Source organism: Arthrobacter sp. zg-Y844, from assembly GCF_024385465.1.
In the GTDB taxonomy this organism is placed as follows: Bacteria; Actinomycetota; Actinomycetes; order Actinomycetales; family Micrococcaceae; genus Arthrobacter_B.
Map to the genome: position 1 here is coordinate 393,156 of NZ_JANFLS010000002.1, position 25,801 is coordinate 418,956.

The following is a 25,801-nucleotide window of genomic DNA, read 5'->3' on the forward strand; positions in this document are numbered from 1 at the left end:
TTAGCGTGCCTCGAGGATCGCGACGAGGCCCTGGCCGCCGGCAGCGCAGATGGAGATCAGGCCGCGGCCCGAACCCTTTTCGTGCAGCATCTTGGCCAGCGAGGCGACAATGCGTCCGCCGGTGGCGGCGAACGGGTGGCCGGCGGCCAGCGAGGAACCGTTGATGTTGAGCTTGCTGCGGTCAATGCTGCCCAGCGGGGCGTCCAGGCCGAGCCGGGTCCGGCAGAATTCCTCGTCCTCCCAGGCGGCCAGGGTGGAGAGAACGGTTCCGGCGAAGGCCTCGTGGATTTCGAAGAAATCGAAGTCGTCGAAGGTCAGGTTGTGGCGGGCCAGCAGGCGGGGAACAGCGAAGGCCGGGGCCATCAGCAGCCCGTCCTTGCCGTGTACGAAGTCGACGGCGCCGGCTTCGGCATCCACGATGTTCGCCAGCATCGGCAGGTCATGTTCGCGGGCGTAGTCCTCGGAGCCCAGCAGCACCACGGAGGCGCCGTCGGTCAGCGGGGTGGAGTTGCCGGCGGTCATGGTGGCGTCATCGCCCAGGGACTTGCCGAAGGCGGGCTTGAGCTTGGCAAGCTTTTCCATGGTGGTGTCGGGGCGCAGGTTCGCGTCCTTTGCCAGGCCGCGGTACGGGGTCACGAGGTCGTCGAAGAAACCGCGGTCGTAGGCGGCGGCCATGTTGCGGTGGCTGTTGTAGGCCAGCTCGTCCTGGGCCTCGCGGGTGATCTTCCACTGGGCGGTGGTCAGGGCCTGGTGCTCGCCCATGGACAGTCCGGTGCGCGGTTCGCCGGTGGACGGCGCGTTCGGGGACAGGTCCTTGGGACGGATCTTTGCGACCGCAGCCAGCTTCTGCTTGGTGGTCCGGGCGCGGGAGAGGTCCAGCAGTGCACGGCGGAGGCCTTCGCTCACGGCGATGGGCGCGTCCGAGGCGGAGTCGACGCCGCCGGCAATAGCGGATTCCAGCTGTCCCAGCTTGATCTTGTTGGCCAGGCTGACCACTGTCTCAAGGCCCGTGGCGCAGGCCTGCTGCACGTCATAGGCAGGGGTTTCCGGCGACAGTGCCGAGCCCAGGACCGCTTCGCGGGTCAGGTTGAAGTCGCGTGAGTGCTTGAGGACGGCTCCGCCGGCTACTTCGCCGATCCGCTCGCCCTGCAGGCCGAAGCGGGCAATCAGCCCGTCGAGGGCCGCGGTGAGCATGTCCTGGTTGGAGCTGTAGGTGTACTTGCCGCCCGAGCGGGCGAAGGGAATGCGGTTTCCGCCGATCACAACCGCCTTGCGCACCGAAGACCCGGCGCCGTTGTTCGTGGGTGTAGCTCGTGCGGATTCAGGCTGTGCAGCCATTCGTCGTTCTCCTTGGGAGTGCATGGGGGTTGGTGTGACGCCAGTTACTGTAACCCAGCGTACCTGATACGCTCAGTATCGTGAACAACGTACTGGAAGATCCTTCCGCGCCGTCACCGGCCGCGGACGGCCGTGCCCTCCGCTGGGAAGCGCACCGGGCCGAGCGCCGTCGTACCCTCATCAAGACGGCCCGCCGGGCCGTGCATACCCTGGGCTGCGCGGCGTCGATGGAAGAGATCGCCGCCGCTTCCGGGACATCGAAGTCCGTGTTCTACCGCTACTTCGGGGACAAGGCCGGACTGCAGAAGGCAATGGGCGAAATGGCGGTGGCCCGGATGCAGGAAAAGATCCTGGATGCAGGCCGTACCGCCCCCTCCGCCAGGTCGGGCCTGCGCGCCATGGTCTCGGCCTACCTGCAGATGGCCGAAACCTCCCCCAACGTCTACCTGTTCGTGACCGGCCAGCTGGCCGACGGCGGGCCGGGACAGATCGACAGCACCCTCTCCTCCTTCTTCGAAACCATCACCGCAATGATGGACTCGGCCATGCGCCACTACCTGGCGGGCCGGGAGGTTCCGCCCGAGGCCAGCGCTACCGCGCAGTACTGGCCCACGGCGGCACTCGGGATGATCCGGGCAGCCGGTGAGCGCTGGATTGCCGCTCCCCCCGGCCCCGGGAAGCCGACCGAAGAACAAATGACCGACCAGCTGACCGCCTGGCTCTTTGACGGCATCGGCTACGACCGGGGGCATCCGCTCCCGACCCCTCCAGTTACTCCCTCCACCCACGAGAAGGAAACGCAATGACGCAAACACTTTCCCCCACCGAACGGCAGCTTCCGGCCAGCGCCACGATCAGCGACAACGATGCCGCCGTCGTGGACGTCGAGGCACTTGGCCGGGTCCTGCTCGGCAAATGGGCCGAGAAGCGGCTCGCGGCCCGCAAGATCGCAGGCATGGAAGCCATGCATACGCCCGCGGGGCTGACGTACACCGAGCACCGTGAGCGGGTCATGGACCAGCTGAAGATCCTGGTGGAGAGCAAGTCCGTCCACGGCGCATTCCCCAAGTACGTGGGCGGCGAAGACAGCCACGGCGCAAACGTCGCGGGCTTTACCGAACTCGTGGTGGCCGATCCGTCCCTGCAGATCAAGGCCGGCGTCCAGTGGGGTCTCTTCGGTTCCGCCGTGATGCACCTGGGCAACCGGGAGCATCACGAAAAGTGGCTGCCCGGCATCATGAGCCTGGAGATTCCGGGCTGCTTCGCGATGACGGAAACCGGCCACGGTTCCGACGTTGCCAGCATCGCCACCACCGCGGAGTACGACGCCGCCTCCGAAGAATTCATCATCAACACCCCCTTCCGTGCCGCCTGGAAGGACTACATCGGCAACGGCGCCGTCAACGGCAAAGCCGCCGTCGTCTTCGCCCACCTCATCACCCAGGGCGTGGACCACGGAGTGCACGCGTTCTATGTGGAGCTTCGCGACGACAACGGTTTCCTGCCCGGCATCGGCGGCGAGGATGACGGCATCAAGGGCGGGCTGAACGGCATCGACAACGGCCGGCTGCACTTCTCCAATGTGCGCATCCCCCGCACCAACCTGCTGAACAAGTACGGCGACGTCGCCGCGGACGGCACCTACACTTCGGACATCAGCAGCCCCGGACGCCGCTTCTTCACCATGATCGGCACCCTGGTGCAGGGCCGCGTTTCGCTCGACGGTGCAGCCGTCAACGCGAGCAAGCTGGCGCTGAAGACGGCCATCCAGTACGGCACCGAGCGCCGCCAGTTCAACGGTGCTTCCGACATCAAGGAAGAGGTGCTGATGGACTACCAGCAGCACCAGCGCCGCCTGCTCCCCCTGCTGGCCACCACGTTCGCTGCCACGTTCGCCCACGAGGAACTGCTGCATAAGTTCGACGACGTCTTCTCCGGTGCACATGACACGGACGCAGACCGCCAGGACCTGGAAACCCTTGCCGCGGGCCTGAAGTCCCTCTCCACCTGGCACGCCCTGGACACGCTGCAGGAATGCCGGGAAGCCACCGGCGGCGCCGGGTTCCTGGCCGAGAACCGGTTCACGTCCCTGCGCGCGGACCTGGATATCTATGCCACCTTCGAGGGTGACAACACGGTGCTGCTGCAGTTGGTTGCCAAGCGCCTGCTGGCCGATTACGCCAAGGAATTCGCCGGTGCGGACTTCGGCGTGCTTGCCCGCTACGTGGTGGGACAGGCCACGGACGTGACCCTGCACCGCACGGGCCTGCGCAGGATTGCCCAGTCCTTCCGTGACTCCGGCTCGGAGAAGAAATCCGCCATTGCGCTGCGCGATCCGCGCACCCAGCATGACCTGCTGGCAGACCGCGTGGGCACCATGGTGGCGGAGGTTGCCACCGCACTTAAGGAAGCCCGCGGGCTGCCGAAGGACAAGGGCGCGGCGGTGTTCAACGAGAACCAGCACGCCCTGATCGAAGCAGCGCGTGCGCACGCAGAACTGCTCCAGTGGGAGGCCTTCACCCGGGGGCTGGAACGGATCGAGGATGCCGGCACCCGGCAGGTCATGACCTGGGTCCGCGACCTGTTCGGGCTGCGCCTGATTGAAAAGAACGTGGGCTGGTACCTCATGAACGGGCGCCTGTCCGCACAGCGTGCCCGCACCCTGGGCCCGTACATCAACCGCCTGCTGGCCAAGATCCGCCCGCATGCCCTGGACCTGGTCGACTCGTTCGGTTACGGCCAGGAGCACCTGCGGGCTCGGATTGCTTCGGGCGCTGAGAAGGTCCGCCAGGACGAAGCCATGGAGTACCAGCGCCTGCTGCGTGCCAGCGGCGCCGCGCCGGTGGACGAAAAGGTCCTGATTGCCCGCCGGAAGGCCGAGCAGAAGAAGTCCGGCCGGAAGTAGCCTCTCCCGGGTCCCCGGGCAGGCCGGGCAGGCTAAAGCCGAAAGGGCGCCGTCGCACACTGTGCGGTGGCGCCCTTTCGGCGTTCGGATCCCACGCCCGGCCTAGGCCAGGACGGAGCGGTACACCGCGAGGGTCTCCTCCGCGATGGACTCCCAGGAGAACTGCTCGGTCGCCCGGATGCGGCCGGCCTCGCCCATCCGCCGGGCCAGCTCCGTATCCGTGACCACTTCGGTCAGCGCAGCAGCGAAGTCCCGCACGAATTTCTCCGGGTCCAGCGGCGTGCCGGTCCCGTCGGTGACCTGCTCGATGGGCACCAGCAGCCCGGTGACGCCGGTATCGACGACTTCGGGGATACCCCCGGTGGCGCTGGCGACGACGGCGGTCCCGCAGGCCATGGCCTCGAGGTTCACGATGCCCAGCGGCTCGTAGACCGACGGGCAGGCGAACACGGTGGCGATGGAGAGGACCTTGATCAGCTCGGCGCGCGGCAGCATGCGCTCAATCACCACGACGCCGGTGCGGGTGCGCCGCAGTTCCTCGATCAGCACGGCGGTTTCCGCAGCCAGTTCAGGCGTGTCGGCTGCGCCGAGGCACAGCACCAGCTGGACCTCCGGCGGCAGCATTGCCGCCGCGCGCAGCAGGTAGGGCACACCCTTCTGGCGCGTGTTGCGGCCGACGAAGACCACGCTGGGACGGTCCGGATCAATGTCGAGGGCACGGACGCCGTCGGGGTCGATATCCGGCTGCCACTGCTGCACATCGATGCCGTTGTGGACTACCCGAACCCGGTCCGGGTCCACATCGGGGTAGCTGCGCAGGATGTCCTGGCGCATGCCCTCGGATACGGCGATGATGGCGGCGGCTGCCTCGTAGGCGGTTTTCTCCACCCAGGAGGAGACGGCGTATCCCCCGCCGAGCTGCTCGGCTTTCCAAGGCCGCAGCGGCTCCAGGCTGTGGGCGCTGAGCACGTGCGGAACGCCGTGCAGCAGCGATCCCAGGTGGCCGGCCATATTGGCATACCAGGTATGTGAATGGACCAGGTCCGCTCCGGCCAGTCCGCCCAGGATTTCAAGGTCTGTCCCGAGGGTCTGCACGGCAGGATTCGCGGACTGGAGTTCCGCCGGCACCGCATAACTCTTTACTTTGGCTCCGTGGAAATCTTCGGGGCGCGGGGCCCCGAAACAATGCACATGGAGATCTACTTCTCCGGCCAGGACCCGGCTGAGCTCGGCAACGTGAACGCCTGCTCCTCCGTAGATTTCCGGCGGGAATTCCTTCGACACAATATCTACTCGCACTAAACCAACGTAGTGCACCGGGCAACCAGTGATCTAGTCTGAAGTCAGTAGACTTATTTTCGGAAGAGGTTCATGACAATGGCGCCAAAGAAGGTCCTGGCAGTAGTTCTCGCAGGCGGCGAGGGTAAACGGCTAATGCCGCTCACAGCAGATCGGGCTAAACCGGCGGTTCCCTTTGCCGGACGATACCGCCTCATCGACTTCGCACTTTCAAACCTGGTGAACTCCGGGTACCTGCAGATCGTGGTCCTGACCCAGTACAAATCCCACAGCCTGGATCGGCATATTTCTGAAACCTGGCGGCTTTCCACCCAGCTGCAGAATTATGTAGCCTCCGTGCCCGCACAGCAGCGGGTGGGCAAAAGCTGGTTCCTGGGCAGCGCGAACGCCATCTACCAGTCCATGAACCTGATTGAGGATGCCCAGCCGGACATCGTCGTCGTCATCGGTGCGGACCACGTGTACCGCATGGACTTCTCCCAGATGGTCGAGGCGCACATTGCTTCCGGCGCGTCGGTCAGCGTTGCCGCCGTGCGGCAGCCGCTGCACCTGGCGGACCAGTTCGGCGTGATCGAAACCGATTCCGAGAACCCGGAGCGCATCGCTGCGTTCGTGGAAAAGCCGGAGACCACCCCCGGACTTCCGGATGATCCGGGCAGCTTCCTGGCCTCCATGGGCAATTACGTGTTCAACACCGATGCCCTGGTCTCGGCGCTGCAGTGGGACGAGGAGCGCCTGGTCACCAAGCACGACATGGGCGGGGACATCATTCCCTACTTCGTGGAACGCGGCGATGCTGCCGTTTACGACTTCACCCGGAACATCATTCCCGGTGCCACCGGCAGCGACCACCAGTACTGGCGTGACGTGGGCACCCTGGATTCCTACTACGACGCGAACATGGACCTGATTTCGCCGCTGCCGGCGTTCAACCTGTACAACCTGAAGTGGCCCATCTACACGCGGCAGAGCATCTCCCCGCCCGCCAAGTTCGTCCGCAGCGCCTCCGACCAGGCCGGAACCGCCGTCGACTCGATCGTGTCCGACGGCACCGTGATCTCCGGCGGCACAGTGACGGGGTCCGTGCTGGCGCAGGACGTCTACGTAGCCTCCAACGCCGAGGTGACCGACTCGGTGCTGATGGACAAGGTGCATGTGGGTGAGGGCGCGGTGGTCCGAAGGGCCATCATCGACAAGAACGTGCGCATCCCCGCCGGTGCCACCGTGGGCGTGGACCGGGAACTGGACCTCAGCCGCGGGTTCACCGTGACCGAGTCCGGCCTCACCGTGCTCAGCAAGGGACAGCGCGTCCCGGAGAACTAAACGGTCAGGGGCGGGGTGCCGGGTGTGAGATATCCCGGTGCCCCCGCCCCCGATACGGGTGCCTGCGGTCTTCTCCGGTATCCTCGGAAGGCGCACACGGTGCGCCTGCACTGTGGATCCTCCGGTGCCGATGAGCGTAAAGGCCCCCATGAGTACCCCTGAACTAAGCCCGGAAGAAATCCAGACAGCCCTGAAGGTCTTGGCTTCCATCCATGTCCTGGAGGAAGAAAACCCCGACTACGTCGCGGTCCGGCGGGCCACCGCCAAGATGTTCAAATCCGTGAAGAAGCACCGGAAGAACGAAAAGCGCACCGCCGTCGCCGAGGCGGACCGCGCCGTCGTCGCCCTCACGGCCACCGGCGCCGCTGACCGGATTGATGATGAAACCCGCGGTGCGCAGCTCACCACCGCGGCGCACGGACCGTCCGCCGGCACGCTGCTCAAGCCGCGCAACTGCTACATCTGCAAGCAGCCCTATACCGTAGTGGATGCCTTCTACCACCAGCTCTGCCCCGAGTGCGCGGGCTTCAGCCACACCAAGCGGGACGCCCGCACCGACCTGACCGGCAGGCGGGCACTGCTGACCGGCGGCCGCGCGAAGATCGGCATGTATATCGCCCTGCGGCTCCTGCGCGACGGTGCGCACACCACCATCACCACCCGCTTCCCGAAGGACGCTGCACGCCGTTTTGCCGCGATGGAAGACTCCGCGGACTGGCTGCACCGGCTGCGCATTGTCGGCATCGACCTGCGCGACCCGGCCCAGGTCATCTCGCTTGCCGAGTCCGTGGCGGAGGCCGGTCCCCTGGACATCCTGATCAACAATGCCGCCCAGACCGTCCGGCGGTCCTCCAACGCCTACCGCCCGCTGACCGACGCCGAACTGGCACCGCTGCCGGACGGTCCCATGCCCGAGCTGGTCACCTTCGGGCACACCTATGACGCGCACCCCACGGCGCTGGCCGGGTCAGTCGCCGCGCATCCGGTGCTGGCAGCCGACGCCGTCACTGCCCTGGCGCTCACCGCCGGCTCTTCGTCGCTGGCGCGGATGGAGGCCGGAACGGCAATCGACGCCGGCGGGCTGGTCCCGGACACGGCGCCGATCAACAGCTGGACGCAGGTGGTGGACCAGGTGGACCCGCTGGAAATGCTGGAGGTGCAGCTGTGCAACGTCACGGCGCCGTTCCTGCTCGTCAACCGGCTCCGCCCCGCGATGGCGGCGTCTTCGGCACGGCGGAAGTACATCGTGAACGTCTCAGCCATGGAAGGGCAGTTCTCCCGCCGTTACAAGGGACCCGGCCATCCGCACACCAACATGGCCAAGGCGTCGCTGAACATGCTCACGCGCACCAGTGCCGAGGAAATGCTGGAAACGGACGGGATCCTCATGACGGCCGTGGACACCGGCTGGATCACCGACGAGCGTCCCCACCCCACCAAGGTGCGCCTGGCGGAGGAAGGCTTCCACGCGCCCCTGGACCTGGTCGACGGCGCGGCCCGCGTCTACGACCCGATCGTGATGGGCGAAAACGGCGAAGACCAGTACGGGGTCTTCCTCAAGGACTACAAGCCCTCCCCCTGGTAGGCCTTCGGCACCGGCCCCGGCCGACGACGGCGGGCGGACAGCCGCTGCACCGCCTTGCCGATCTCGGAGACCACCAGGACGGTCGCCCCGACGGCGAAGCAGAGGAACCACTGCGCTGAGGTCAGCGGCACCGTGTCGAAGATGCCCGCGAAGATGCTCAGCTGCACCACCAGGATCTGCAGCACCACCACAGCGACGAGGGAAACCCAGATGGCGCGGTTGGTGAAGGTCCGCAGCGTGAAGACGCTGCCGGTTTCGGAGCGGACGTTCAACAGGTTGAACACCTGGTAGAACACGAAGGTGGTGAAGGCCATGGTCGTGGCGAAGTTGGTACTGCCGGCGCTTTCGGGGAACCACCGCGGAGCATTGACCAGGACGGTGCAGGTACCCACCGCCATCACGATGCCGAGCATTGTCAGCACGGCGATCCGCCGGCCTGTGAGCAGGGGCTCGGTGGCCGGCCGGGGCGGCTTTTTCATCACGTCCGGGTCGGTCCGGTCCACACCGAGGGCCAGGGCGGGCGGACCGTCCATGATGATGTTCACCCACAGGATCTGCAGTGCGGTGAAGGGTGCCCCGCCGGCGAAGCCGAAGGTTGCCGCCGCGAGGAAGATCAGCACGAAGCCCCAGGCGGTGGTCAGCTGGAACCGGACGAATTTCAGGATGTTGTCGTAGATGCCGCGGCCTTCTTCGACGGCCGCCACGATGGTGGCGAAGTTGTCGTCGGTGAGGATCATTTTGGCCGCACCCTTGGACACGTCGGTGCCGGTGATGCCCATGGCAATCCCGATGTCGGCGCGTTTCAGCGCCGGAGCGTCATTCACGCCGTCGCCGGTCATGGCCACGATGTAGCCGTCCGCCTGGAGCGCCTCCACAATCCGGATCTTGTGTTCGGGGGAAACCCGGGCCAGCACCCCCAGCTGCGGCGCCTGCCGCCGCAGCTCTGCATCATCCATGGCGTCAAGCGCCGTGCCCGCAGCGGCCCTGCCCTCGATCCCGAGGTCCCTGGCAATCGCCGAGGCCGTGACCAGATGGTCCCCGGTGATCATGTGCACGTCGATCCCGGCGGCCCGCGCCCGGGCAATGGCTTCGGCTGCCTCCTGCCGCGGCGGATCCAGGATCCCGACGACGGCGTACAGCACCAGGTTGGCTGCCTCGGCAAACAGCGCATCCGGGCTGGACGGCAGCGGTGCATCCAGTACCCGCCCGGCTACCGCCATGGTCCGCAGGCCGGCGTTGGCCAGGGACTCCACGTCGCGGGAGATGCGCGCGCGTTCCTCGGGGTCCAGCGGAACCAGGCCGTCCGGGGTCTGCAGGAACGCTGTCCGGTCCAGGACCACGCCCGGCGCCCCCTTGACGTTGCAGTGCACGGCGGCCGCGGCGTCGTCGGATCGGTTGAACGTGGCCATGAACTTGTAGTCGGAGTCGAACGGAACTTCGGCGATGCGCCGGTGGGTGGCACGGGCGCCGGCGACGTCGATCCCGCCCTTTTCCGCCAGGACCACGAGGGAGCCCTCGGTCGGGTCTCCGGTCAGCCTGCCGTCCTCGACCGAGGCGTCATTGCACAGCGCCATGGCCATAAACGCCTCCGGCGGCAAGGGGGCGGACTGCCCGTCAGGGCTGAGGATCTTTCCGTCCGTGGAATAGCCGTTTCCGGTCACCCTGAACCGGCGGCCCTCGGGCGAATACAACCGCCGCACCGTCATTTCGTTGAGGGTGAGCGTGCCGGTCTTGTCCGTGCAGATCTGCGACGTGCTGCCGAGGGTCTCCACGGCTGCCAGCTGCTTGATGATCGCTCCGCGTGCGGCAAGCCGGGAGGCACCCATGGCGAGGGTGAAGGCCACGACGGCGGTCAGCCCCTCGGGAATGGTGGCCACGGCCAGTGAAACGGCGGTCAGGAACAGGTCTTCCCAGCTGTCCCCGCGCAGCAGCCCCAGCACGAACACGAGGGCGACGACGGCGAAGGCGATATAGGTCAGGATCCGTGCCAGCTGGTCGATGCTGCGCTGCAGGGTGGTCTTTTCCTCCGCGGTACTGCCCAGCAAATGCGCGATGGTGCCGATCTGGGTTTCCATGCCGGTCCCCGTAACCAGCAGCACGCCGCGCCCTCGGGTCACATCGGTGTCCATAAACAGCAGGTTGGTGCGGTCCGCGACCGGCAGCTGCGGATCCGACAGCGGGGCGACCATCTTGTTGGTGGGCTTGGACTCGCCGGTGAGGGCCGCCTCGGCCACCTGCAGGCGCACGGCCTCCAGCAGCCGTCCGTCCGCGGGCACGCTGTCCCCCGCCTCAAGGAGCACGACGTCGCCGGGCACCAGCTCCGTCCGTTCCGCCGTTACCGCGTTGCCGGACCGCAGCACCCGGCAGCTGTCGACCGACGCGTTGCGCAGGGCTTCCAGGCTGTTCTCGGCCCGTTGCTCCTGCACATAGTTCAGGGTGGTGTTGAGGATGATGACCAGCAGGATCACCACCGGGGTTTCCCACTCGCGGGAGACCACGGCACTGACCACCGCGGCGATGATCAGGACGATGGTCAGCCGGTCCGAGAGCAGGGCCAGGACCTTCCGCCACACCGGTACTTTTTTGCCCTCGGCGAGCTGGTTCGGCCCGTAACGGGCCAGCCGGTCCCGGACTTCGCCGGCGTCGAGCCCGGTCTCCGGGTCGGTTCCCAGCGCCGCTGCCACCTCTTCTGCGGGGAACAACCACGGGGATTGGATCTGCTGCTGCATGGAAACGCCTGGGACGCTTCCACTGTTGCCTTGCGAACTCATGGGCGCTTCCCGGTTCCTTGAGGATGGTGCCCCAATGGTAGCAACGCAGGCCTTGGCAGCAGTATGCCAACGGCGGGCGGCCCGGGCCGGGAAGGCGGAAAGCTGGAGCGCTTTGGATAACGGCAGCGTCTGCGGCAGGGTGTAAACGTGCCAGATTCCTCCGCAGCCTCCACCGCCGCATCCTCCCCCGTGCCGCCCTCCCGGCGTGCCCGCCTGCAACGCACCGTCCCCGGGCTGCTGACCGCTGCGGCCGCCGTCGCCGCCTCCTTCCTGGTGCATCTGCTCCTGCCGGCGGTGCCTGTCCTGACGGCAGCAGTCGTACTGGGCCTGCTGGCGGCGAACCTCCCCGGTACCGCGGACCGGGCCGTCGGCTCCTGGAAGCCCGGACTGGCCCTGGCCGCGCGCAAATTCCTGCGCCTCGGAATCGTGCTGCTGGGGCTGAAGGTCTCGCTGGTCGATATCGCGGGACTGGGCTGGACAGCACTGCTGCTGATCGTGGCGCTGGTGCTGGCGGCGTTCGCGGGGACTTACGTCATCTGCCGGTTGTTCCGCCTTCCGGGTGATGAACCGGTGCTGATCGCTGCAGGGTTCTCCATCTGCGGTGTTTCCGCCATCGGGGCAATGGCCGCAGTCCGCAGGACCCGCACCGAAGAAACGGTGGTACCGGTCGCCCTGGTAACCCTCTGCGGCACGCTGGCCATTGCAGCGCTGCCGCTTGCCGGCAGGGTGTTGCACCTGCCGCCGGAAGTTTTCGGCTCCTGGGCCGGGGCGTCCGTGCACGACGTCGGACAGGTAGTCGCCACGGCGCAGACCGCAGGAACCGCGGCGCTGGCGGCGGCCGTCGTCGTGAAGCTGGCGCGGGTGGTGCTGCTGGCCCCGATGACCGCAGCCGCCGGGCTGCTGGCCCGCCGCGCAGAGGCGCAGCTTCCGGTGCAGGGCAAGCGCCCTCCGCTGGTCCCCTTGTTTGTCCTGGGGTTCCTCGCGCTGATCCTGGTCCGCACCTGGGGCGTGCTGCCCGGGGCGGCGCTGGAAGCCGCCGCCGTCCTGCAGGAACTGCTGTTTGCCGCGGCGTTGTTTGCACTGGGGGCCGGTGTCCGGGTGAAGGCGCTGTTCGCCTCCGGTTTCCGCGCGGCGGCAGCGGCGTTGACCTCGTGGGCCCTGATATCCGGGCTGGGCCTAGCCGTGGCGGTGCTGCTGGCCGGATAGTGGGACCGGGGTTCCGCCAGGGCAGAACCAGTCCCGCCACCCAACTCCCCCGCCAGCCAACTAGGACTCGTGAGCCATGTCCGGAGAAGGCGTTGCGCAACACACCGTCGGCGGCGTCCAACGGCGTCATGCCGCGTCGTCGCGATCCCGCCGGCGGCCCGCGGACTTACCGGCTGCTGCCGGCCTGGTGCTCTGTGCGTTGATCCTGTGGTCCCTGCTGACCAACGTGGTTGACCCGCACTACGGCATTTCGCGGTACCGCACCGGATGGGCCCTTCTGGCCGCGGCGTCCGTGCCGGTGCTGATGGCGGGGCTGTATTGGCTGCTGCGAAAAGCGGCGCCGCTGGCTGAGCGGCACCGCGCCTTGACGTACCTGCCGTGGGCAGCGGTGTGGGTCCTGCTGCTGATCCTGCAGCTGCGGGTGGCCTACGCCGTTCGGCTGCCCCCGGACTGGGACGCGCATGCAATCGCCGATGCCGCCGCCGGACTGGCAGGCAAAACCGCTGACTCCGTCACCCCCTATTTCGAGACCAACCCGAACAACCTGCTCCTGGTGCTGCTGGTGGCGGCGTACTACGAGTTCGCGCTCTCGCTCGGCTACCAGGACCTGGGAATGATCACGGCGTTCCTCAACGGGCTGGTGCTCTTCACCGGGACGGTGCTGACCTATTGCGCGGTACGCATGCTGGGCGGCCGGACAGCCGCCGCCGTTTCGCTGGTGCCGACAACTGTCTTTCTGGTTCTCTCACCGTGGGCGGGAGTGCTCTACTCGGACACGGCGGGCGTGCTGTTCACCGTCCTGATCCTCTGCCTGCTGCTTGCTTCCCGCCGTTCGGCCCGGCTTGCCGTCCGCGTGCCGCTGTGGATCCTTGCGGGTGCGGTGGCCGCAGTGGGCTACGGAATCAAACCCACCGTGCTGATCTGCGTGGTGGCTGCCGGCATCACGGCGGTATGCCTGCTCGCATCCCGGAAGACCCCCGGAGTCCTGATTCTGGCGGTTGTGGTTGTTGGGGGGAGCTTCTTCATCGGCAACCGGCTGATCGCGGCCTTCGAACAACAAACCCCGGTCATTGCGTTCGATATCGAGGACAATCCCCGCGCGATGAACCCCGGCCATTTCCTGAAGGTCGGAGCAGGCACTACGCAGGGACCCCACGGCCCCTACTACGGCACGTACAACGAGGATGATTACCAGAGCACGGTTGCCCTCACCGGCGAAGAGGAGAAATTCCGGCAAGGGGTGCAAACGTACGCGGAGCGGGTGTCCAGCATGGGACCGGGCGGCTACGTTGTCTTCCTTCACCACAAGCTGGCGTGGTTCACCGGAGACGGTTCCTTCTTCTCCTGGGGCGAAGGAGTGCTGACCGGGGAAGATTTCCTTTCGTCCCGCCCGGCAGACCAAGGCATCCAGGACCTGTTCGGCAATACCCGTCCGAACTTCCACTGGCTGCTCTCCCTCTGGCAGGGAACCTGGTTCGCGGTCCTTGCCCTCGTGGCCGTGCCGTTGTTCCTGCGGACGCCCCGCCTCCTCCGCCCGGAGCTTTCGGCAATGCGGATTGCACTGCTCGGATTGCTCCTGTTCCTTTTGCTCTTCGAGGCCCGCGCGCGGTTCCTCTATCTCTACGCGCCGTATTTCATAGTGCTGGCCTCGTTGTCCTTCACTGCAGTGATGGAACGACTGCAGGCAGCAGCGGTTCGGAGCCGCGTGCGGAGCCGGCCACGTCATGCGGCACCGCCGGGGCCTGCAGAAGTGATTGAATGAACAAGTGCCTAACCAGAACCTGAGCCGTGACGAAGCCGCTCTGCGGTCCCGCCTGCTGTCCGTGACCTCCTACGACGTCCAGCTGGACCTGGGCAATGCCCGGGACCAGGACGCCGCAGGCTTCCGGTCGCGAAGCACCATAACCTTCGGCTGTTCAGAGCCCGGTGCCGGGACGTTCCTGGACTTCATCCACGGCGGCGTATCCTCGGTGGTCCTGAACGGCGTCGAGCTGGACCTGGCGGACGTTGTGGACGAATCCCGGATCCACCTGCCCGGCCTGCAGGAGCAAAACACCGTCACCGTGGACGGCACGGCGCTGTACAGCCGCAGCGGCGAGGGCCTGCACCGCTTCCGCGACCCGGCGGACGGGCAGACCTACCTCTACACGCAGTACGAGCCCGCCGACGCGCGGCGCGTGTTTGCCGACTTTGAGCAGCCGGACCTGAAGGCATCCTTCAGTTTCACCGTAACGGCACCGACCGGCTGGGAAGTGGCCTCCAACGGCGTCGAAACGCAGCGGACACCGCTGGGTGACGGCACCTTGAGCCGGTGGGAGTTCGCCCCCACCCAGCGCATCTCCACCTACATCACCACAGTCCTCGCCGGGCCGTACCACCGCGCCGATGACGAGTGGTCCGTCCGGCTCGACGACGGCACCGATCTGCACGTTCCGCTGGCTGCGTACTGCCGTTCCTCCCTGGCCGGGTATTTCGACCCGGAAAACATCTTCGCGGTCACTAAGCGGGGACTGGACTACTTCCACCGCCTCTTTGCCTTCCCGTATCCCTTCGGGAAGTACGATTCCGCCTTTGTTCCCGAGTACAATCTCGGCGCCATGGAGAATCCCGGCCTGGTGACCTTCACGGAGGCCTATGTGTTCCGCTCCCGGGCTACGGAGGCGCAGTACGAGGCGCGGGCAAACACCATCCTGCATGAGATGGCGCATATGTGGTTCGGCGACCTGGTGACCATGAAATGGTGGGACGACCTGTGGCTCAAGGAGTCCTTCGCGGACTACATGGGCGCCCTGGCCGTGGACCGCGCCACCGACTTCACCAACTCGTGGGTCAGCTTCGCGAACCGGCGCAAGGCGTGGGCCTACGTCCAGGACCAGCTGCCCACCACGCACCCCATCGTGGCGGACATTCCCGATCTGGAGGCAGCGAAGCAGAACTTCGACGGCATCACGTATGCCAAGGGTGCCTCGGTGCTCAAGCAGCTGGTGGCCTACGTCGGGTTCGATACCTTTATCGAAGCCGCCCGCGGGTACTTCCGGGCCCACGCCTTCGGCAACACCACACTCGCGGATCTCCTCGGCGCCCTGGAAGCGGCGTCCGGCAGGGATATGGCGCTGTGGTCCAGTCGGTGGCTCCAGACCGCAGGTGTTCCGGTCCTGGTTCCGGAGACCGAAACCGACGACGCCGGTGCCTACACGTCCGTGGTCATCCGGCAGAATGCTCCGGATCCGGTCAGCGGCGAACAGGTCCCCCGGCCGCACCGGCTCCGCGTCGGCCTGTACGATTTCGACGCCGCCGGCGCGCTGGTCCGCACCGACAGCGTGGAACTGGACGTCGCCGGTGCACGGACGGAGGTACCCGAACTGCTCGGCAGGCAGCGTCCGGCGCTTCTGCTGCTCAATGACGAGGACCTTACCTACGCCAAAATCCGCTTCGACGACGCGTCGCTGGGCACCCTGCTGGAGTCCCTGCACCGGCTCAGCGATCCCCTGGCCCGGGCCATCACGCTCTCAGCTCTGTGGAACAGCGTCCGTGACGGTGTCCTCAGTGCCAAGGACTACGTACGGCTGGTCCAGCGGGTGGCGCCGCAGGAAAGCGGTGCCGGCGTCCTGCAGGTACTGCTGGACAACGCCCTCAGTGCCATCGAGTACTACGCACCGACGTCGCGGCGGGACGGATTGCGTGAGGAGTTCTACGCGCATATTGCCGAGCAGTTGAAGTCGGCGGCACCTGGCAGCGACCGGCAGATCATCTGGGCCCGGGCCGCCGCCGGCGCCGGACGGCGCAGCAGCACCTACAACCAGCTCCTGCGCGGACTGCTGGACGGCAGCGCCGGCATCGAAGGCCTGGCAGTGGATTCCGATCTTCGCTGGCGCCTCTGGGTTGCGCTTGCGGCCACAGATTCCGCGACCCGCGCGGAACTGGACGCGGAGCTGGAACGGGATACCACGGCGTCGGGCCGGGTGGGCCACACCACCGCTGCGGCTGCCTTCCCGGATTCGGAGGTAAAGGCCGCGGCATGGCAGGCAGCAGTGCACTCCGACACTCTCTCCAATGAACTGCTCTCGGCCACGATCACCGGGTTCGGCCTGGGCAGCCACGAGCTGCTCGACGGATACATAGAGGACTATTTCGCCTCCCTTACGGGGGTCTGGTCCGCGCGCAGCATCGAGCTGGCTTCACGCGTGGTCGGCGGGCTCTACCCGGGGCACCAGGACGCAGCAGCGGGCATGGTGCCGGCCGACCATCCGGTGGTGCAGAAATCGGTCGAATGGCTGGAGCTCCATCCCCATGCGCCGGGCGCGCTGCGCAGGATCATTATCGAGCAGCAGGACCAGCTGCTTCGGTCCCTGCGCGTCCAGGCGGCCGGACTGTAGGCCTGGGGTCAGGCCAGCTGCGGCTTGGCGACGGTGAGGAGGATGGCTGAGTCCTCCAGGGCCTCGACGGAGTGCCGTGCCTGCGGAACAATCAGCAGGTCTCCCGCGGAGCCGTCCCAGCTGTTTCCCTCGGCAGCGAGGGCAACCCGGCCCTTGAGGACGTAGACCGTAGCCTCGCCCGGATTCTCATGCTCGTCCATAACAAACCCGGCCCGGAGGGCGATCACGGTCTGCCGCAGCACGTGCTCGTGTCCGCCGTAGACGGTGGAGGCGCTGCGTCCGCTGGCCGCCTGCCGTGAGGATTCCATGTGTTGGCGGGCGAGGGCGGTCAGCGACTTTTTCTCCATCTCCGCAGTCTAGGCCTACGGACCGCCACCGGGTAGTTCGACGGCCCGCAGGCCCGCGGGTTAGGGAACGCGGCTCAGCCACTCCGGGGTGTCGAACTTTTCGGCGACCTTCTGCTCCGCGAGGGCAAGCTCCTCGTCGGAGATCGATGCCTCCACGGCGCCGTAACGCGCGGCGAAGGTGTCCATCATGGTTGCAATGATGTCTTCGCGGGAAAGCCCGGTCTGCCGCTTAAGCGGGTCCACGCGCTTTTTGGCGCTGGTAGTGCCCTTGTCGGAGAGCTTTTCCTTGCCGATGCGCAGCACCTCCACCATCTTGTCCGCGTCGATGTTGTAGGACATGGTGACGTGGTGCAGCATTCCGCCGCTGCTGAAGCGCTTCTGCGCGGCACCGCCGATCTTGCCCTGGTCGGTGGCAATGTCGTTCAGCGGAACGTACCAGGCGGAGATTCCGAGCTTCTTCAGGGATTCCATCACCCAGCCGTCCAGGAAGGGGTAGGAATCCGCGAAGCTGAGTCCGTCCACCAGGGACTGGGGAACGTAGAGGGAGTAGGTGATGGCGTTGCCGTGCTCCATGAACATGGCACCCCCGCCGGTGATGCGCCGGACAACGGTGACGCCGTGCCGGTCCGCACCTTCCGGATCCACCTCGTTCTTCAGGGACTGGAAGCTGCCGATCACCACTGAGGGCGACTCCCATTCCCAGAACCGGAGCGTGGGGTTGCGCTTGCCGGCGCCCACTTCCTCCGCCAGGACCTCGTCCATGGCTACATGCATGTGGGTGGACAGCGGGGTGGGCGGGATGATCTCCCACTGGTGGTCGCCCCAGCCGGTGGCCTTACCCAGGGCGCGGCGCACGGTGGTGGCCACGGCTTCGGGCGAGAAGCCGAAGAGGACCACATCCGGGGACAACCGGGAGCGGACGGCTACGGCAATATCACCGAACGTCGTCTCGGCAGGCAGCCCCTCGAGGGCGGCATTGATATCCCCGAGTGCTTCATCAGGTTCCAGGAAGAAGTCGCCGCCAAGGGACACATCGGCCAGCCTGCCGTCACGGACTTCCAGATCCACTACAACAAGTTTTCCGCCGGGAACTTTGTATTCCCCGTGCCGGCGCCCCTTGTTATCCGTGCTTGCCATCAAGACTCCTTAGCTCCGAACCGCTCTGCCGGGACCGCACGGCCCCCTGTTACAGGGAAAGGCCCGCCGGGCTGATGCCGGCGGACCTTTCTCTAAGTACTGCTGTATTTCCGTTACTGGCTACTTCTTTGCGCCGAAGCCCTTGAAGCGGGCGTTGAAGCGCTCCACGCGGCCGGCGGAGTCCATGATGCGCTGCTTGCCCGTGTAGAACGGGTGCGATGCAGAGGAGATTTCCACCTCGATGAGCGGGTAGGTGTTTCCGTCTTCCCACTCGATCGTCTTGGAGGAGGTGGCGGTGGAGGCCGTCAGGAAAGCGGTGTCGGACGCGAGGTCACGGAAGACAACCGGAGCATACTTGGGGTGGATATCAGACTTCACAGTTTTACCTTCTTTTGGTGCCTGGATTTTGCCAGGCACAGTGTGGTTGAAAGCTTTAACGGCCGTACATTCGGCCAGCAACCCATACTAGCGCATTTCACGGGCCGGCAGGAAACCCTTCGACCCTCGGTTCAGGAGAGCGGGCGGGTGCCCCACTGGGCGTTGACCGCGGTGATCGTCGAGGTGATGCCCTGGTTCAGTCCGGTGATCTCAATCTTCAGGGGCCGGTAAAAATCATCCAGGCAGAGTGAAAACGATCCGGCCGGAAGCACCGCGGATGAGCCGTCCGGAGGTCCGGTTTCGTTTCCTCGCTGCTGCGCATCCCCGGTGTCTAAGTCCCCGGTGTCCAAATCCCCTGTGTCCAAATCCCCTGTGTCGAAGCTGCCGCTGATCTGCGTGCAGGGCTCCCCGTCGAGCACTGCCCCGTACCGGACGGCGACCTCTTCCGCCGGCGCCAGCAGTGCGGCTACTTTCTCCGGCCGGACGGTCAGCTCGGCGGCGTCGGCAAGGATCGCCGCATAGGCCTCTTCAGCCGTGCCGTCCCGGTCCGCGGAGATGTCCTGGTTCTCCTTGTGCAGCACCCGCTGCCCCTCGCGGATGGTGATGGAGAGGTCCGTATCCGTGTCCTGCAGGGTCATGGCAAAGTCAGGGCCGCTGGCGAACCGGACACTGTATGTGCCCGCCGGGAGCCAGCTGGTGTCGGTCCGAAGGGTCTGGATGCCGCCTCCGCCTGCGGCCATGGCGGCAGAGACGCAGGCCCCGGCTTCCGCGCCGGACGCCGGCTCCGGATCCCGACGGAGGAGCCACTGGCAGGCATCCTGGACCGGCTGCGGCATGCCTGCCTGGCTGCCGGTGACACCCACCCGCGTCGGCGGAGCGGTGGTTGCGGGAACGGGCGCCGGCGGCTGGGTGGGATGGGCGGTGCGGGACGGCTCGGCAGCACCACGTCCGGTGGCCGACGGTGCCGCCGAAGCGGATGAGTCCCGTTCCTGCAGCTGTCCGGCTGTGGGGCCGCAGGCCGAAACGGTCAGCAGTAATCCGGCGCACAGCGCCAGGACCTTGCCTGGCCGGGTGCTTGCACGGGATTCCATGGCAGCTCCGCTGTTGTCCTCGAAGGGTGGATGACTGCGCACAGTCTGGCACCTGAGGGGCTGCAGGGTAAGGGCAGCAGGCCGCCCGGCGGCCTTAGGGCCGACACTCCCAGAAGGCGACGGCGCTGGCGGCGGCCACATTCAACGAATCGACGCCCCCGCTCATCGGGATGCGCACGGCCAGGTCGACGCCGGCGAGGGTCGTTTCGGCCAATCCGTCGCCTTCCGTGCCAAGGACCAGGGCCAGGCGCTCGTCGCGGCGGGCGCTCAGTTCATCCAGGGTCAGGGAATCCTCCCGCAGTGCCAGGGCAGCAGTCACAAAGCCGGCTTCGCGGAGCTGTCCAAGTTGACCGGGCCAGTCCGTCAGCCGAACCCACGGAACCTGGAAGACGGCACCCATGCTCACGCGGATGGCCCGGCGGTACAGCGGGTCGGCGCAACGGGGCGTCACCAGCACGGCGTCCACCTGCAGGGCGGCTGCGGATCGGAAGATCGCACCGATGTTGGTGTGGTCGACAATGTCTTCCAGCACCGCGATCCTGCGGGCCGTACCCAGCAGGCCGGGCAGGTCCAGGGGTGCCGGGCGTTCCATGGCCGCGAGGGCGCCGCGGTGCAGGTGGAACCCGGTGATCTGTTCCAGGACCTCGGGCGTACCTACGTAGGCAGGCACATCCGGGAACCGGGCCAGGATGTCCGCGAGGTCCGGAAGCCATTTCTCGGCCAGGAAAAAGGACCGCGGGCGGTGTCCGGCGTCGACCGCACGGCGCAGGACCTTGGAGGATTCGGCGATGTACATGCCTTCCTCCGGTTCCCGCCGCTTCCGGAGGGAGGTGTCCGTGAGGGAGGTGTAGTCGTAGACGCGGGGATCGTCGGCGGACAGCAAATACTGGAGGTTCACCCGGAAACTGCTCCTAGCCGCGCCGGGCAGTGGCCGAGTAGCGGCCGCCCTCGCGGCGCAGATCCAGCGGCAGGTCAAAGGCGGTGCTCAGGTGTTCCTCGGTGAACACCTCGTCGATGGGACCGGAAGCCACCACGCCGCCTTCGCGGAGCAGCAGGGCGTGGGTGAAACCGGTCGGGACCTCTTCCAGGTGATGGGTGACCAGAACCATGGCCGGTGCTTCCTCGTCCCGGGCCAGTTCGCCGAGCCGGAACAGCAGGTCCTCGCGGCCGGCGAGGTCCAGGCCGGCGGCCGGCTCGTCCAGCAGCAGCAGTTCCGGATCCGTCATCAGGGCGCGGGCAATCTGAACGCGCTTGCGCTCCCCTTCGCTGAGGGAGGAGAAGCGGCGGTTCATGAAGGTGGACATGCCCCACTCGTGCAGGAGGCGGAAGGCGCGCCGTTCGTCGAGCTTTTCGTACTTCTCGCGCCAGCGCCCGGTCATCCCGTAGGACGCGGTGAGCACCACGTTGAGCACTGTTTCGTCTTCTGGGATCTGCCCGGCCAATGCCGCGGAGGCGAGGCCGATACGCGGGCGGAGTTCAAAGACGTCCACCGCGCCGAGGACTTCCTCGAGGATTCCCGCTACGCCGCGGGTGGGGTGCATCCGACCGCTGGCAATCTGCAGCAGCGTGGTCTTTCCGGCACCGTTGGGGCCCATGATGACCCAGCGTTCCCCCTCCTTGACCTGCCAGTTGACGCCGTCCAACAGGTTTTTGCCGCCGCGGACAACGCTTACGCCGGCAAATTCAAGAACATCACTCATAGCACTAGACATTAGGCTAAAGAAAGGGGCATTGGCGAAACGATGCGCGCCGGCGGCCATGCAGACGCGGCCGGATCCCCGTAGCAAACACGTACCCACCCGTTGGACCCGATCAGAACGGAAACCATGCCGAACTCCCCCGAATACAGTGTCGTCAGCTACGGGCGGGACCTGTCCGACGCCTATCTGGGGGCGGTGCAGAGTGCCGTCTCGGGCTTGGGGGCGCGGATCCTGGAACTGGAGAACGCTGCGGGGAACGGTTACACCGTGTCCAAGCTTTACGTGGGCTACGACGGCGGCCTCCCCCGGCTGCGGCGCGCCGTCGAAGCAGCCGCGGCAGCCGTGCCGGCAAGGCCGGGCGGTGAGCACAGCGCCGTGGTGCCGCCGTCGCTCCTCGAGGATGCCCGGAAGCTGCTGGTGCTTGACGTGGACTCGACCCTGATCAAACAGGAAGTCATTGAACTGCTGGCGGCGCACGCAGGACGGGAAGCGGAGGTGGCCGCGGTGACCGAGGCCGCCATGCGCGGGGAACTGGATTTTGCTGCGAGCCTGCACGCCCGGGTGAAAACGCTTGCCGGGCTGCCGGCGTCCGTCATCGACGAAGTGGGTGCCCGGATTGAGCTTTCCGACGGCGCGGAACTGCTGGTGAAGGAGTTCCTTGCGGCCGGGCACGGGGTTGCCGTGGTGTCGGGTGGTTTCACCCAGGTGCTTGATCCGCTGGCCGACCGCCTGCGGCTCAGCTTCCGCAGGGCGAACCTGCTGGAAATCGAGGACGGGGTGCTGACCGGCGCCGTGTCGGGGGAAGTCGTGGACCGTGCGGTCAAGGCCCGCTCCCTGGCTGAGTGGGCTCGGGAGCTGGGTGTGGCACCCGGGCACACCATTGCGGTGGGCGACGGCGCCAATGACCTGGACATGCTCGCGGCGGCCGCACTGGGCGTGGCGTTTAACGCCAAACCGGCAGTGCAGGCCGCCGCGGATGCCGTGCTGAACCTGCCCCAGCTGGACGTGGTTCAGCACTTCGTGAAGCTCTAGGCGGGTCCGCCTGCCGCTCCGGCGGCCAGGTAGTCCGCACCGCCCACGTATTCGGTGTGCCCGGACGGAACGTCGGCCGTGGCCATGCGGGCTACTTCGGCGCCGAACTCCTGCACGGAGTAAAGCCTTCCGGCTTCCTCGCGGCGGGCTTCGATGGCGCCCGGGTTGGCCCGGTCCAGCAGGGTTGCCGTCACGGTGCCTTCGATCATGTCGCCGGAGACCACCACCAGGCTGATGCCCTTCTCTTCCAGCTGCGGGAGCATGCTGCGCAGCGCGTCCTCGCCGGCGCGCTTGCTGAGGGCAACGGCTTCGTATTCGGGCATGGTCGGTACCGAGCGAATGAAGTGCGCCTGGTGGCTGGTGACGAAGACCACCCGCGAACCGGCGGGCATCACTTCGAGCGCGGCGGTGAGCATGTTGACCTGCGCGTCGCGGTTGAGCTTCAGCGCGTAGTCCTCTTCCACACCGGTTTCCATGCCGCCGGAGGCATTGAGCACCAGGATGTCGAGGCCGCCGAAGTTTTCCTGCGCGGCGGCCACCAGGGCAGCTGTCCCCTCGGGCGCGGTGAGGTCCGCGCCAACGGCGACTGCGCGTCCGCCGGCTTCCTCAATGGCGGCGACCACCTTGTTGGCACGCGGTGCCTTTTGGCGGTAGTTGACGACGACGCCGGCACCCTCGGCTGCCAGGAACCGGGCCACTTCGGCTCCGATTCCGCGCGATGATCCGGTGACTATCGCGGCTTTGCCCTCCAGCAGACCCATGTGAACTCCTCTTTGTAGAAAGTATCTAAGCGTTCAGCTCTTTGAACCCATCCTGCCAGCCGGCGGGCCGGCTGGCAGTTGAGGAAACCTCCAATGATTCCGGAGCCCCGCGTTGGGCCGTGCTAGTGCCCCATGCCCAGGCCGCCGTCGACCGGGATGACTGCACCGGAAATGTAGCCTGCCTCGTCGCCGGCAATCCAGCGCACCACGTTGGCAACTTCCTCCGGCTCGGCGAACCGGCCGGCGGGGATGGAGGACAGGTAGTTCTTCTGCGTATCCTCGGGCAGGGCGCGGGTCATGTCGGTGTTGATGAACCCCGGAGCCACGACATTTGCCGTGATGTTGCGGGAACCCAGTTCGCGGGTGAGGGAACGGGCAATGCCGATCAGCCCGGATTTGGAGGCGGCGTAGTTGATCTGCCCGGGCGATCCGTACAGTCCGACCACCGAGGAGATCAGCACCACCCGGCCCTTCTTCATCCGGAGCATGCCCTTGGAGGCACGCTTGACCACACGGAAGGCGCCGGTGAGGTTGGTGTCGATGACGTCGGAGAAATCCTCTTCACTCATCCGCAGCAGCAGCGTGTCCCGGGTGATCCCGGCATTGGCTACGAGGACTTCGACCGGCCCGTGAGCGGCCTCCACCTCGGTAAATGCGGCGTCGACCGATGCCATATCCGTCACATCAGCCTTGACGCCCAGCATCCCGTCGGGAACCTCGCCGCTGCGGTATGTGATGGCCACGCGGTCACCTGCGGCCAGGAACGACTTGGCAATTGCCAGCCCGATTCCGCGGTTTCCTCCGGTCACCAGGACGCTGCGGCCGGATGAGTTCTCTGTCGTGTTCTGCACGGATGTTCCTTCTTTCAGCCAGCGATTGGGGGTTTCCTCGATCCTACGTGCGACGGATTCAACTTCTGCAACGCCGCCGCTAGTGAGAGAATGAACGAACCTGTTTGGAGGGTGAGGAAGACTACCGATGGCTACTGATGGTTAGGGACACAAACCGCGGGGACAGCGTCCCCAGAATCACTGACGCGCCCAGCCCGCACACGGACGAAATGCGCGCCCGCATGATCAAGTACAGCGTGTCCATGGGTATCCGTGTGGTCTGCCTGTTCCTGATGTTCTTCGTGCACGGCTGGTTGTTGTGGGTGGTGATTGCCGGAGCGGTGGTGCTCCCCTACTTCGCGGTCGTCATCGCCAACGGAGGCTCGGATACCCGGCTTATGACCGGCTCTGATGCGATGATAGAGCGTCCGCCGGCCACTGCGCTGGACGCTCCGCGGGCAGCCGAAGAACCCGGTGAAAGCCCCGAAACCACTGTGTTGTCGGGCGAAATCGTAGACAATGACGACAACATCAATGACGACGAAGACAAGGCCTGATCCCCCAGCATGAACCTCCTCGATTCCCTCTCCGGCACCCCGGACGCCGGCGCCGGGACCCCGGTGTGCTCCCGGAAGGCGTGCCGGCTCAACGCGAGCTGGCAGCTGCTGTGGAACAACCCCCGCATCCATACCCCGGAACGCCGCAAGACCTGGCTTGCCTGCGATGAGCACCGGGACTGGCTGGAGGATTACCTGCGCACCCGCGGCCTCTGGAAGGAAACCCTCCCGCTGGACGGCAGCACTGAAGGCGGTACGGCGTAGATGTACCGTTTCCTCTTTTCGCCCCGGTGGCTGGGCTGGTTTGTCCTCGTCTGCATCCTTGCGGCCGCCTGTGTGGGGCTGGGCCGGTGGCAGATGGACCGCCGCGAAGCCTCCCTCGCCGACAGCGCCCGGATCGAATCCAATTACGACGCCGCACCGGTCCCCTATGACGAGGCCAGGGACTACTTCGACACGTACGACGAAGCAGCCGAATGGCTGCCCGTGAAGCTTGAGGGAACGTATGACTCCTCCGAGCAGCGCATCATCCGCAACCGCCCGCTGAAGGGCCGGCCCGGCTACGAGGTCCTGGTACCGCTGAAGCTTGACGACGGCACCAGCGTGGCGGTCAACCGCGGCTGGCTGCCGATCGGCGACGACGAGGCCGGCCGGCCGGACAGCATCCCTGCCGCCCCCGAGGGACGGGTGAGCGTGGTGGCCCGGATCAAGGCAACCGAACCCACCCTGGCCCGCAGCGCCCCTGAAGGCCAGCTTCCCTCCATCGATCTCGGCGCCTTCGCGGAGCAGCTGGACTATCCGCTGCACCAGGGCTCCTACGGGCTCATGGCCAGCGAGGACCCGGGGGCCGCCGTCGCACCAGAAAGCGCACCGCGGCCGGAGGTGGACGAGGGCCTGCACCTTTCGTACGGACTGCAGTGGTACGGGTTCGCGCTGATGATGTTCATCGGGCTGGGGTACGCCGCACGCCAGGAAGCCCTGAACCGCTATTACGACGGCATCGACGATGAAGACGAGGAGGACGACGATGAAATAATCGCCGCCCACCCGACTCCGTCCCGGCGTCGTCCGCCGCGCCGCAAAAAGCGCGGGCCCACCGGCGAAGAGGAAGAGGACGCGATCCTGGACGCCCAGGGGTTCTAGCCCGCCGCTTCCGCAGGCATCT

22 protein-coding genes are annotated in these 25,801 nt (G+C 66.5%); 11 read left to right on the forward strand and 11 right to left on the reverse strand.

The window, feature by feature from the left end; genetic code table 11:
- Entirely contained in the window at window positions 1–1,338 is a 1,338-nt protein-coding gene (locus tag NNX35_RS08655) for an acetyl-CoA C-acetyltransferase (protein WP_255867507.1), read from the reverse strand.
- Window positions 1,339–1,418: 80 nt separating this feature from the next.
- Between NNX35_RS08655 and NNX35_RS08660 the strand changes: the two genes are divergently transcribed.
- Entirely contained in the window at window positions 1,419–2,144 is a 726-nt protein-coding gene (locus tag NNX35_RS08660) for a TetR/AcrR family transcriptional regulator (protein ID WP_308219732.1), read from the forward strand.
- A complete protein-coding gene (locus tag NNX35_RS08665; protein WP_255766220.1) occupies window positions 2,141–4,243 on the forward strand; it encodes an acyl-CoA dehydrogenase in 2,103 nt (700 codons plus the stop codon). Before NNX35_RS08660 ends, NNX35_RS08665 begins: the two co-directional genes overlap by 4 nt.
- A 102-nt stretch (window positions 4,244–4,345) precedes the next feature.
- Here NNX35_RS08665 and glgA read toward each other — a convergent pair whose 3' ends face one another.
- Window positions 4,346–5,542, reverse strand: coding sequence for a glycogen synthase (gene glgA, locus NNX35_RS08670; protein WP_255867508.1), 1,197 nt, complete (start codon window positions 5,540–5,542; stop codon window positions 4,346–4,348).
- Between the two features lie 72 nt (window positions 5,543–5,614).
- On the opposite strand from glgA, the gene glgC reads away from it, so the two are divergent.
- Together glgC and NNX35_RS08680 are read left to right on the forward strand one after the other, a co-directional pair.
- Entirely contained in the window at window positions 5,615–6,865 is a 1,251-nt protein-coding gene (glgC, locus tag NNX35_RS08675; protein WP_308219733.1) for a glucose-1-phosphate adenylyltransferase, read from the forward strand.
- Between the two features lie 148 nt (window positions 6,866–7,013).
- Window positions 7,014–8,450, forward strand: a complete 1,437-nt coding sequence (locus NNX35_RS08680) for an SDR family oxidoreductase (RefSeq protein WP_255867509.1) — start codon at window positions 7,014–7,016, stop codon at window positions 8,448–8,450.
- On the opposite strand, the gene NNX35_RS08685 is transcribed toward NNX35_RS08680, so the two are convergent.
- Window positions 8,429–11,179, reverse strand: a complete 2,751-nt coding sequence (locus tag NNX35_RS08685) for a cation-translocating P-type ATPase (protein WP_255867510.1) — start codon at window positions 11,177–11,179, stop codon at window positions 8,429–8,431. The genes NNX35_RS08680 and NNX35_RS08685 overlap by 22 nt on opposite strands.
- 231 nt (window positions 11,180–11,410) lie before the next feature.
- Between NNX35_RS08685 and NNX35_RS08690 the strand changes: the two genes are divergently transcribed.
- The 3 genes from NNX35_RS08690 to pepN all read left to right on the forward strand — a co-directional run bounded on the left by NNX35_RS08690 (window position 11,411) and on the right by pepN (window position 16,803).
- Window positions 11,411–12,427 carry a putative sulfate exporter family transporter gene (locus tag NNX35_RS08690; RefSeq protein ID WP_255766586.1) on the forward strand — a complete coding sequence of 339 codons (1,017 nt, stop codon included), beginning with the start codon at window positions 11,411–11,413 and terminating at the stop codon, window positions 12,425–12,427.
- Window positions 12,428–12,503: 76 nt separating this feature from the next.
- Window positions 12,504–14,189, forward strand: a complete 1,686-nt coding sequence (locus tag NNX35_RS08695; protein ID WP_255867511.1) for a hypothetical protein — start codon at window positions 12,504–12,506, stop codon at window positions 14,187–14,189.
- 4 nt (window positions 14,190–14,193) lie between these two features.
- Window positions 14,194–16,803 (forward strand): aminopeptidase N, encoded by a 2,610-nt coding sequence (gene pepN / locus NNX35_RS08700; RefSeq protein WP_255867512.1) that lies wholly within the window; start codon window positions 14,194–14,196, stop codon window positions 16,801–16,803.
- An 8-nt stretch (window positions 16,804–16,811) separates the two neighbouring features.
- Here the strand turns inward: pepN and NNX35_RS08705 are convergent, their stop codons facing one another.
- The 6 genes from NNX35_RS08705 to NNX35_RS08730 all read right to left on the reverse strand — a co-directional run bounded on the left by NNX35_RS08705 (window position 16,812) and on the right by NNX35_RS08730 (window position 21,456).
- The gene (locus tag NNX35_RS08705) at window positions 16,812–17,150 is read right to left on the reverse strand and encodes a cupin domain-containing protein (protein WP_255766214.1); all 339 of its coding nucleotides are present in this window, start codon (window positions 17,148–17,150) and stop codon (window positions 16,812–16,814) included.
- Window positions 17,151–17,210: 60 nt separating this feature from the next.
- Complete coding sequence (locus NNX35_RS08710) at window positions 17,211–18,287, reverse strand: biotin/lipoate A/B protein ligase family protein (protein WP_255867513.1); 1,077 nt, start codon at window positions 18,285–18,287, stop codon at window positions 17,211–17,213.
- A gap of 120 nt (window positions 18,288–18,407) precedes the next feature.
- A complete protein-coding gene (locus NNX35_RS08715) occupies window positions 18,408–18,665 on the reverse strand; it encodes a type B 50S ribosomal protein L31 (RefSeq protein ID WP_146361982.1) in 258 nt (85 codons plus the stop codon).
- A 131-nt stretch (window positions 18,666–18,796) separates the two neighbouring features.
- Window positions 18,797–19,798 (reverse strand): hypothetical protein, encoded by a 1,002-nt coding sequence (locus tag NNX35_RS08720; RefSeq protein WP_255867514.1) that lies wholly within the window; start codon window positions 19,796–19,798, stop codon window positions 18,797–18,799.
- A 52-nt stretch (window positions 19,799–19,850) separates the two neighbouring features.
- Window positions 19,851–20,654, reverse strand: a complete 804-nt coding sequence (locus NNX35_RS08725) for an RNA methyltransferase (protein WP_227921660.1) — start codon at window positions 20,652–20,654, stop codon at window positions 19,851–19,853.
- A 13-nt stretch (window positions 20,655–20,667) separates the two neighbouring features.
- Complete coding sequence (locus tag NNX35_RS08730; RefSeq protein WP_255867515.1) at window positions 20,668–21,456, reverse strand: ABC transporter ATP-binding protein; 789 nt, start codon at window positions 21,454–21,456, stop codon at window positions 20,668–20,670.
- A 126-nt stretch (window positions 21,457–21,582) separates the two neighbouring features.
- Here NNX35_RS08730 and serB point away from each other — a divergent pair, with 126 nt between their 5' ends.
- On the forward strand, window positions 21,583–22,488 hold the full coding sequence (serB, locus tag NNX35_RS08735; protein WP_255867516.1) for a phosphoserine phosphatase SerB: 906 nt from the start codon (window positions 21,583–21,585) through the stop codon (window positions 22,486–22,488).
- On the opposite strand, the gene NNX35_RS08740 is transcribed toward serB, so the two are convergent.
- Both NNX35_RS08740 and NNX35_RS08745 read right to left on the reverse strand, forming a co-directional pair.
- On the reverse strand, window positions 22,485–23,249 hold the full coding sequence (locus NNX35_RS08740; RefSeq protein WP_255867517.1) for an SDR family oxidoreductase: 765 nt from the start codon (window positions 23,247–23,249) through the stop codon (window positions 22,485–22,487). The genes serB and NNX35_RS08740 overlap by 4 nt on opposite strands.
- Window positions 23,250–23,371: 122 nt before the next feature.
- Window positions 23,372–24,100: a beta-ketoacyl-ACP reductase gene (locus tag NNX35_RS08745; protein WP_255766204.1), complete on the reverse strand. Its 729-nt coding sequence runs from the start codon at window positions 24,098–24,100 to the stop codon at window positions 23,372–23,374.
- A gap of 137 nt (window positions 24,101–24,237) precedes the next feature.
- Between NNX35_RS08745 and NNX35_RS08750 the strand changes: the two genes are divergently transcribed.
- From NNX35_RS08750 to NNX35_RS08760, 3 genes are read left to right on the forward strand one after another with little or no spacing between them, the layout of a single operon-like run.
- Window positions 24,238–24,636, forward strand: coding sequence for a DUF3099 domain-containing protein (locus NNX35_RS08750; RefSeq protein WP_255867518.1), 399 nt, complete (start codon window positions 24,238–24,240; stop codon window positions 24,634–24,636).
- Between the two features lie 9 nt (window positions 24,637–24,645).
- On the forward strand, window positions 24,646–24,900 hold the full coding sequence (locus NNX35_RS08755; RefSeq protein WP_255867519.1) for a hypothetical protein: 255 nt from the start codon (window positions 24,646–24,648) through the stop codon (window positions 24,898–24,900).
- Window positions 24,901–25,779: an SURF1 family protein gene (locus NNX35_RS08760; protein WP_255867520.1), complete on the forward strand. Its 879-nt coding sequence runs from the start codon at window positions 24,901–24,903 to the stop codon at window positions 25,777–25,779.
- Window positions 25,780–25,801 lie beyond the last annotated feature (22 nt).